This is a genomic window from Roseicyclus sp., from assembly GCF_052168335.1.
Classification (GTDB): domain Bacteria; phylum Pseudomonadota; class Alphaproteobacteria; order Rhodobacterales; family Rhodobacteraceae; genus Roseibacterium.
In genome coordinates this window covers 1-6805 of the sequence record NZ_JBQLZP010000072.1, presented here as the reverse complement: position 1 = coordinate 6805, position 6805 = coordinate 1, and the positions used below count along the sequence as shown (strand labels likewise).

8 protein-coding genes are annotated in these 6805 nt (G+C 71.3%); 4 read left to right on the top strand and 4 right to left on the bottom strand.

Features of this window, described 5'->3' with window-relative positions; translation table 11 throughout:
* Positions 1-214 precede the first annotated feature (214 nt).
* Positions 215-385, top strand: a complete 171-nt coding sequence (locus ACTS11_RS02435) for a hypothetical protein (protein ID WP_442638760.1) — start codon at positions 215-217, stop codon at positions 383-385.
* 3 nt (positions 386-388) lie between these two features.
* On the opposite strand, the gene ACTS11_RS02430 is transcribed toward ACTS11_RS02435, so the two are convergent.
* The 4 genes from ACTS11_RS02430 to ACTS11_RS02415 all read right to left on the bottom strand — a co-directional run bounded on the left by ACTS11_RS02430 (position 389) and on the right by ACTS11_RS02415 (position 4098).
* Entirely contained in the window at positions 389-1684 is a 1296-nt protein-coding gene (locus ACTS11_RS02430) for a TRAP transporter large permease (protein WP_442638759.1), read from the bottom strand.
* Positions 1681-2199 (bottom strand): TRAP transporter small permease, encoded by a 519-nt coding sequence (locus ACTS11_RS02425; RefSeq protein ID WP_442638758.1) that lies wholly within the window; start codon positions 2197-2199, stop codon positions 1681-1683. The genes ACTS11_RS02430 and ACTS11_RS02425 overlap by 4 nt, the downstream gene beginning before the upstream one ends.
* Before the next feature lie 92 nt (positions 2200-2291).
* The gene (gene dctP / locus ACTS11_RS02420; RefSeq protein WP_442638757.1) at positions 2292-3302 is read right to left on the bottom strand and encodes a TRAP transporter substrate-binding protein DctP; all 1011 of its coding nucleotides are present in this window, start codon (positions 3300-3302) and stop codon (positions 2292-2294) included.
* 124 nt (positions 3303-3426) lie between these two features.
* A complete protein-coding gene (locus ACTS11_RS02415; RefSeq protein ID WP_442638756.1) occupies positions 3427-4098 on the bottom strand; it encodes a GntR family transcriptional regulator in 672 nt (223 codons plus the stop codon).
* A gap of 130 nt (positions 4099-4228) precedes the next feature.
* On the opposite strand from ACTS11_RS02415, the gene ACTS11_RS02410 reads away from it, so the two are divergent.
* From ACTS11_RS02410 to ACTS11_RS02400, 3 genes are read left to right on the top strand one after another with little or no spacing between them, the layout of a single operon-like run.
* On the top strand, positions 4229-4909 hold the full coding sequence (locus ACTS11_RS02410; protein ID WP_442638755.1) for a GntR family transcriptional regulator: 681 nt from the start codon (positions 4229-4231) through the stop codon (positions 4907-4909).
* A complete protein-coding gene (locus ACTS11_RS02405) occupies positions 4899-5945 on the top strand; it encodes a Gfo/Idh/MocA family protein (protein ID WP_442638754.1) in 1047 nt (348 codons plus the stop codon). Before ACTS11_RS02410 ends, ACTS11_RS02405 begins: the two co-directional genes overlap by 11 nt.
* A complete protein-coding gene (locus ACTS11_RS02400) occupies positions 5942-6784 on the top strand; it encodes a shikimate dehydrogenase family protein (RefSeq protein ID WP_442638753.1) in 843 nt (280 codons plus the stop codon). The genes ACTS11_RS02405 and ACTS11_RS02400 overlap by 4 nt, the downstream gene beginning before the upstream one ends.
* Positions 6785-6805: the final 21 nt, after the last annotated feature.

The window sequence follows — 6805 nt, the reverse complement described above, 5'->3', positions numbered from 1 at the left end:
CAGATCTCCGCCATGTCCCCTCCGTCCGGCTCGTCCCCGCGGCAGGTTGGCACCGGGTGCCCGGAATGTCGACGGGCCGGGACGCTTCCACCCGACTGTTCCCGGAAAAACGGCAATTGTCTCGAATTTGGGCCACTGTCGCCTGGAACTCGCCGCGAAACCGTTGGATTCAGTCGTTAGTTGAGGAAGAGGAAACGATTCCGGGAGATCTGCGATGATTGAACCGCACCGGACCGAGCATGCGACCGCGGGCGCGGTCGTCCTGCCCTTCCCGCTCGGCGCCTGGGCCGCTGCGCCGGTCGAGGATGCCCCGCCTATCGACGCCGTCGATCTCGCCAAGCGGCCGGAGACCCTCGCCCGGCTGCGGGCGCTCCTCGCGCGCTGAGGCTCAGCCGACGTAACCGAACTGCCGCGGCAGCCAGAGCGTGATGCCGGGCGCGAGGATCAGCACGAGAAGCGCGATCAGGAGCACGCCGAGGAACGGCCAGATTTCGCGGATGATCTCGGACAGCGGGATACGCGTGACCGCGTTGATGACGAAGAGCAGCACGCCGTAGGGCGGCGTGATCAACCCGATCATGCAGTTCACCACCGCCACGACGCCGAAATGCACGAGGTCGATGCCGAGCTCGCGGCAGGTCGGGATGAAGAGCGGGATGATGACGAGGATGATCGTCGTCGCGTCCAGCACGCAACCGAGCAGCAGGAGCAGGATGTTAACCCCGATCAGGAACACCAGCGGATGCACCTCGAGATCGACGAGCGCGCGGGCGAGGAGCGAGGGGATGTTCTCGGAGGCGACGACGTAGTTCAGGATCAGCGCGCCCCCGATCACGAGGCCCACGGCGGCCGAGGACCGGGCGCTTTCCACGAGGATGTCGTAGAGGCCGCGGACGCTGAGCGCGCGGTAGACGAAGGCCGCGAGGAGAAGCGCATAGGCCGCCGCGACCGCTGCCGCCTCTGTCGGGGTCGTGACGCCGCCGTAGATGCCGTAGAGCAGGATCGCCGGCATCAGCAGCGCCGGAAAGGCGCGCGCCGTGTAGCGCGGCAGCTCGCCCAGCGGCACCGCCTCCTCCATCGCGAAGCCGCGGCGGACGGCGATCACGTAGTTCATCGCCATGAGCACGGCGCCCATGAGAAGGCCCGGAAGGATGCCGCCGAGAAAGAGGTATCCGATGGAGGTCTGCGAGACGAGCGCATAGAGGACCATCGGGATCGAGGGCGGGATGATCGGCCCGATCGTGGCCGAGGCGGCGGTGATGGCCGCCGCGTAGCCGCGCGTGTAGTGGCCCGAGCGCGTCATCATCTCGATGATGATCTTGCCGATCCCCGCCGCGTCCGCGATGGCCGAACCGGACATGCCCGAGAAGATCAGCGAGGCCGCGACGTTCACGTGCCCGAGCCCGCCGCGGAAGCGCCCGACCGCCGCCACGCAGAACTGGAGCAGCCGCTCCGAGATCGTGCCCGCGTTCATGATGTTCGCCGCCACGATGAAGAGCGGCACCGCGAGCAGCACGAAGGAATTGTAGAGCCCCTGCACCATCTGCTCGCCCGCCAGCGCGATGTCCTGACCGGCGACGGCGAGATAGACGATGGCGGCGAGGATGATCGAATAGGCCACCGGCGTGCCGATCGCGGCCAGCGCGAAGAGCGTCAGCAGGCACAGCGCGAGCTCGAGGCTCATCCCTGCTCTCCGACGTGGATCGCGCCCTCTTCGTCGGGCGGGCCGTGGCGCATCACCTGCCACGCCCGCCACGCGTAGCGCAGCGCCACGACGGCCATGAAGATCGCGTAGACCGAGAAGACGGTCCTCAGCGGAATGCGCAGGGTGGCCGAGCGGCGGATCTTCATGAAGTCGATCCAGTCCCAGGTCGGCCAGAACGACACCGCGAGCCCGACCGCGATGGCGAGCGCCGAGACGGCCGCGAAGACACGGCGCGGCCCCCTCGGCACGGCGAGGTAGAGGATGTCGAACTTCACGTGGTCGCGGTCGCGCACGATGAAGGCGCAGCCAAGGAAGACGATCCAGATCCAGAGCGTGAGGCAAAGCTCCAGCGTCCAGCCGAAGGGCTGCGCCATGACGTATCGGGAATAGACCTGGAGGAGGAAGGTCACGAACATCGCGCCGAGCGCGGCGCCGCAGAGCCCCTCGGCGATCCGGGTGATCCAGGTCCCCGCTCGTTCCAGAAGGTTCGCCATCCGGCCGATCCTACGTGAGCGGGCGCGCCGCGCAAGACGGGCGCGCCCGTAGGTCGTGCGGGAGCGGCAATGGCCCCCGCAGTCCCGTCGGCTCAGTTGCCGAGCTCGTTGATCCGGTCGAGCACGCCCTCGGGCCAGCTCGCCGACAGGTCGCTGGCGAGATAGGCCTCCTGCACGGTGGTGCGGAACGCCTCGAGATCGGGCTCGTAGACCTCGAGCCCCTGCTCGCGCAGGAAGGCCACGAGTTCGTCCTCGAGCTGGAGCTGGCGGGTGCGGCCGGCCTCGGCGGCTGCGTCCGCGGCGGCCTGAACCTGCGCCTGCTGCTCGGGCGTGAGGCTGTTGAACACCTCCGCCGACATCGCGAGGTAGTTCAGGTCGACGAGGTGCGAGGTCAGCGCGATCTGGTTCGTCACCTCGTAGAAGCGCGCGTCCACGACCGTCGGAAGCGGGTTGTCCTGCCCGTCCACGGCGCCCGAGGCGAGCGCGGTGTAGACCTCGGTGAAGGCCATCGGCGTCGGCGAGGCGCCGAGCGCGCGGCCGAGGAACTGCCAGCTCTCGGAACCCGGCATCCGCAGGTTCACGCCCGCCAGGTCGGCCGGCGTCCGCACGTCCAGCTCCTCGCGCGTGAAGCGCAGGTTCACGTGGCGGCGCCCGAGATACATCACCGTCAGGAGCTTCACGCCAAGCTCCTCCTCCACGCGCTGCTTGAAGGAGTCCATCACCGCGTCGTTGAAGACCGCGACCTGGTGGGCGGCGTCCTGGTGGACGTATCCGGCGGCGAAGATCGAGAACTCCGGGAAGAACTCCGCCAGTTCCTGCGCCGAGGCGATGGACATCTCGAGGTTGCCGCGCGCGATGGCGTCGAGCTCGGTGCCCTGCGCGAAGAGCGTCGCGTTCCAGCTCGGCTCGAAGCAGGCGAAGTCCGCGACGGCGGGCCCGAAGACCTCGGTCAGCGCGACGGCGCGCTGGTCGGTCTCGGAGGCGGGCGAGGACAGGCGAAGCTGCACGCAGTCCTGTGCCGCGGCCTGTCCGGCCAGCGCGGCGGCGATCCCGGCCGCGGCGACGGTCGCGACGAGGCCGCGACGGGTGAGAGCGGTTTTCATTGGTTTCCTCCCTTTGCACCGATTTCCGGGCGACGCGCGCCCGACTCCCGTATGCGGTTGTGCCAGCGCGACCCGGCTCTGTCCAACGCAAACGATTATCCCGCCCCTGTCCGAACGGGACCGGTCACACGGCGGCGGCGTCGGGCCCGCCGAGGCAATGCTCGACCCCTCCGGCGACGTGGGTGCGCAGGATCTCCTCGGCGCGGTCGGCGTCGCGGGCGAGCGCCGCGTCGAGGAGGCCGCGATGCTCCTCCGCCGCCACGTCGCCGCGGAAGGTCAGCAACCGCATCTGGTAGCGGAGATACTTGTCGAAGACCGAGCCGTGGACGGACAGAAGCTCCGCCATGCCGCAGGCCATGATCAGCGCCTGGTGAAACTCCCAGTCGTAGCGTTTCCACGTCTCGCGCACCTCGGTGCGGCCGGCCTTCATCTCCTCCTCCATTCGGCGGAGGCGGTGGTGGGCGGCGACGACGTTCGCCTCCCACTCCGTATCGCCGCGCTCGATGGACTTCCTGAGCGCGTGGCACTCGAGGAGCGCGCGCAGCTCGGCGATCTCGCGCAGGCCCTCGGGCGACATGCCCGCGACGAAGTAGCCGCGCTTGCCCTCGCCCACGACGAAGCCCTCCTCGGCGAGGCGGAGGAGCTTCTCGCGCAGCGTCGAGGCCGAGGTGCCGTAGCGCGCCTTCAGCTCGCCCAGCACGATCCGGTCGCCGGGCTTCAGCACCCCGAAGATGATGTCCCGGCGCAGGGCGGCATAGGCGTCCCGCTCCGCGTCCGGGTGGATTGCCTGCGCCATGGCCCCTCCGGGTTGCCGCGGCAGGGGCCGCGCCCAATCAAACCTAGCGCCGCGCCGCAGGTCCATCAACGACCTTGCGGAACATCGATTATCATGCGACCCATCGAGCGTTTCGCCCGCGAAGGACACCATGAGCTACGACCGCAGCCCGCTGGACGGACCGGCGCTGGCGAAACCCACCAGGGTCAGCCGGATCGCCGCGGACCTCGGCGACGCGATCGTCGCGGGGCGCCTCGCGCCGGGCTCGAAGCTCAACCTCGACCAGCTCCGGGCCGAGATCGGCGTCTCGCTCTCGCCGCTGCGCGAAGCGGTGTCGCGCCTCGTGGCGGAGGGGCTCGTGGTGGTGGAGGACCAGCGCGGCTATTCCGTCGCCCCGGTCTCGCGTGCCGACCTCGAGGAGGTCGCGACGCTCTCGGCCGAGTTCGAGGGCCTGGCGCTCGGCCAGGCGATGGCGCACGCAGGCCTCGACTGGGAAAGCGGCATCCTCGCCGCGCTGCACCGGGCGCGGAAGGGCGGCGGCGGCAGCCTCGGCGATTACGACTCGCTGCATGACGCTCTCGCCGAAGGGTCCGGGATGCCGCTTCTCGTGCAGTCCTGCGCGCGGATGCGGCGGCTGCTCCGGCGTTACCGGACGCTCGCGCGCTACGACGGGACGGAACGGCCGCTCGCCGCCGACTACGCGATGATCGCCGAGGCCGCCGTCGCCCGGAACGGAGAGCTCGCCCCCGTGCTCCTCCGCCAGCAGATCCGGCGGACAGGGAATGCCATCGCCGCCCGCCTCGGCGACCTCGGGAGCGATCATGGCGCCTGAGCGCGTGTCGCTGGCGGTGGTGGGCGCGGGCCTCGTCGGACGGCGCCACGCGGAGGCCATCCGTGGCGCACGCTCCGCCCGCCTCGCCGCCCTCGTCGATCCCCGGGAGGAGACCGCAACGCTCGCCGAGGCGCATGGCGTCCCGTGGTTCCGCGACCTCGCCGCGCTGCTGGCCGCGGGGTGCGCCGAGGGCGTGATCCTCGCCACGCCGAACCGGCTGCATGTCGAGGGCGGCCTCGCCTGCATCGCGGCTGGCCTGCCCGTGCTGGTGGAGAAACCGCTGGCCGAGGACACCGAGGGCGCCGCGACCCTGGTGCGCGCGGCGGAGGCCGGGGGCGTGCCCCTCGCCACCGGGCATCACCGGCGGCACAACCCGCTCGTGCGCGCCGCGAAGGCGCTGATCGAGGAGGGCCGCCTCGGCCGGATCGCCAGCGTTCAGGCGACCACCTGGTTCCGCAAGCCCGACGCCTATTTCGACGCCGCGCCCTGGCGGCGGCAGGCGGGCGCGGGGCCGGTCCTCGTGAACCTCGTCCACGACCTCGACCTCCTGATGCACTTCGCCGGCCCCGTCCGCGCGGTGCAGGCGATGGCCGCGAACGCGGTGCGGGGCTTCGAGGTCGAGGACACGGCGGCCATCCTCCTGCGGTTCGAGGGCGGCGCGCTCGGCACCGTGAGCCTGTGCGACGCGACGCCCGCCCCCTGGAGCTGGGAGCTGACGGCGCGCGAGAACCCGGCCTACCCGGCGACGGACGAGGGCTGCTACCGGATCGCGGGCACGGCGGGGTCGCTGTCCCTGCCGGACTTCGCGCTCTGGACCCATGCGGGCGACGGCGGCTGGTGGGACCCGATCTCTGCCACGCGCTTCCCCGTGGCCCATGCCGATCCGCTCGCGGCCCAGGTCGAGCAGTTCGCCGAGGTCATCCGCGACGGCGCGCCGCCGCTCGTCTCCGGCCGGGACGGGCTGGCGGCAGTGGCGGTCATCGCAGCGATCTCGGAGGCGCCGCGCACGGGCGCGACGGTCGAGGTGCGGGCATGAGCGCGCACATCACCGGCACCACGCGCATCGTCGCGCATCTGGGCGTGCCGACCGAGGGCTTCCGCTCGCCGATGATCTACAACCCCTGGTTCGCCGCGCGGGGGATCGACGCCGCCGTGGTGCCGATGGGGGTAGAGGTCGAGGACTTCGCGGCCTTCCTGCCGCTCCTCTTCCGGCTGCGCAACGTCGCGGGCGCGCTGGTGACGATGCCCCACAAGATCGCGGCGGCGGCGCTCGTCGACCGGGCCGGGCCCGCCGTCCGCATCTGCGGCGCCTGCAACGCCGTGCGGCGCGCGCCCGACGGTGCGCTCGAGGGCGAGATGTTCGACGGAACGGGCTTCCTGCGCGCGATGGAGGCCAGGGGGCGCGGCGCGGCGGGCGCCTCCGCCCTCATCGTCGGCGCGGGCGGCGTGGGCTCGGCCATTGCGGCGGCGCTGGCGGGCGCGGGCGCCGCGCGGATCGCGCTCCGCGACACCGAACCGGGCAAGGCCGAGGCGCTGTCCGGTCGCCTCGGCACGCATTTCCCCGCGACGCGGGTGGAGACCGGCGCGTACGACCCCGCGGGCTTCGACATCGTGGTGAACGCCACGCCGCTCGGGATGCGGCCGGGCGATCCCTTGCCCATCGAGCCCGCGCGCATCGATCCGGGCGCCTTCGTGGGCGAGGTGGTCATGGGTCAGGCGGAAACGCCCCTCCTGGCCGCCGCGCGCGCGAAGGGCTGTCTCGTGCAGGCGGGCGAGGACATGCTCTACGAACAGATCCCGGCCTATCTCGACTTCTTCGGTTTTCCCGGCGCGACCGCGGACGAGTTGCGCGCCGTCTCCCGTCTCCAACCCTGAGGACACGCCATGGACCTGCCC

Bases quoted from the DNA above. Each gene is read 5' to 3' on its own strand.
- ACTS11_RS02435 (WP_442638760.1), top strand. From the start codon at position 215: ATGATTGAACCGCACCGGACCGAGCATGCGACCGCGGGCGCGGTCGTC.
- ACTS11_RS02430 (WP_442638759.1), bottom strand. From the start codon at position 1,684: ATGAGCCTCGAGCTCGCGCTGTGCCTGCTGACGCTCTTCGCGCTGGCC.
- ACTS11_RS02425 (WP_442638758.1), bottom strand. From the start codon at position 2,199: ATGGCGAACCTTCTGGAACGAGCGGGGACCTGGATCACCCGGATCGCC.
- dctP (WP_442638757.1), bottom strand. From the start codon at position 3,302: ATGAAAACCGCTCTCACCCGTCGCGGCCTCGTCGCGACCGTCGCCGCG.
- ACTS11_RS02415 (WP_442638756.1), bottom strand. From the start codon at position 4,098: ATGGCGCAGGCAATCCACCCGGACGCGGAGCGGGACGCCTATGCCGCC.
- ACTS11_RS02410 (WP_442638755.1), top strand. From the start codon at position 4,229: ATGAGCTACGACCGCAGCCCGCTGGACGGACCGGCGCTGGCGAAACCC.
- ACTS11_RS02405 (WP_442638754.1), top strand. From the start codon at position 4,899: ATGGCGCCTGAGCGCGTGTCGCTGGCGGTGGTGGGCGCGGGCCTCGTC.
- ACTS11_RS02400 (WP_442638753.1), top strand. From the start codon at position 5,942: ATGAGCGCGCACATCACCGGCACCACGCGCATCGTCGCGCATCTGGGC.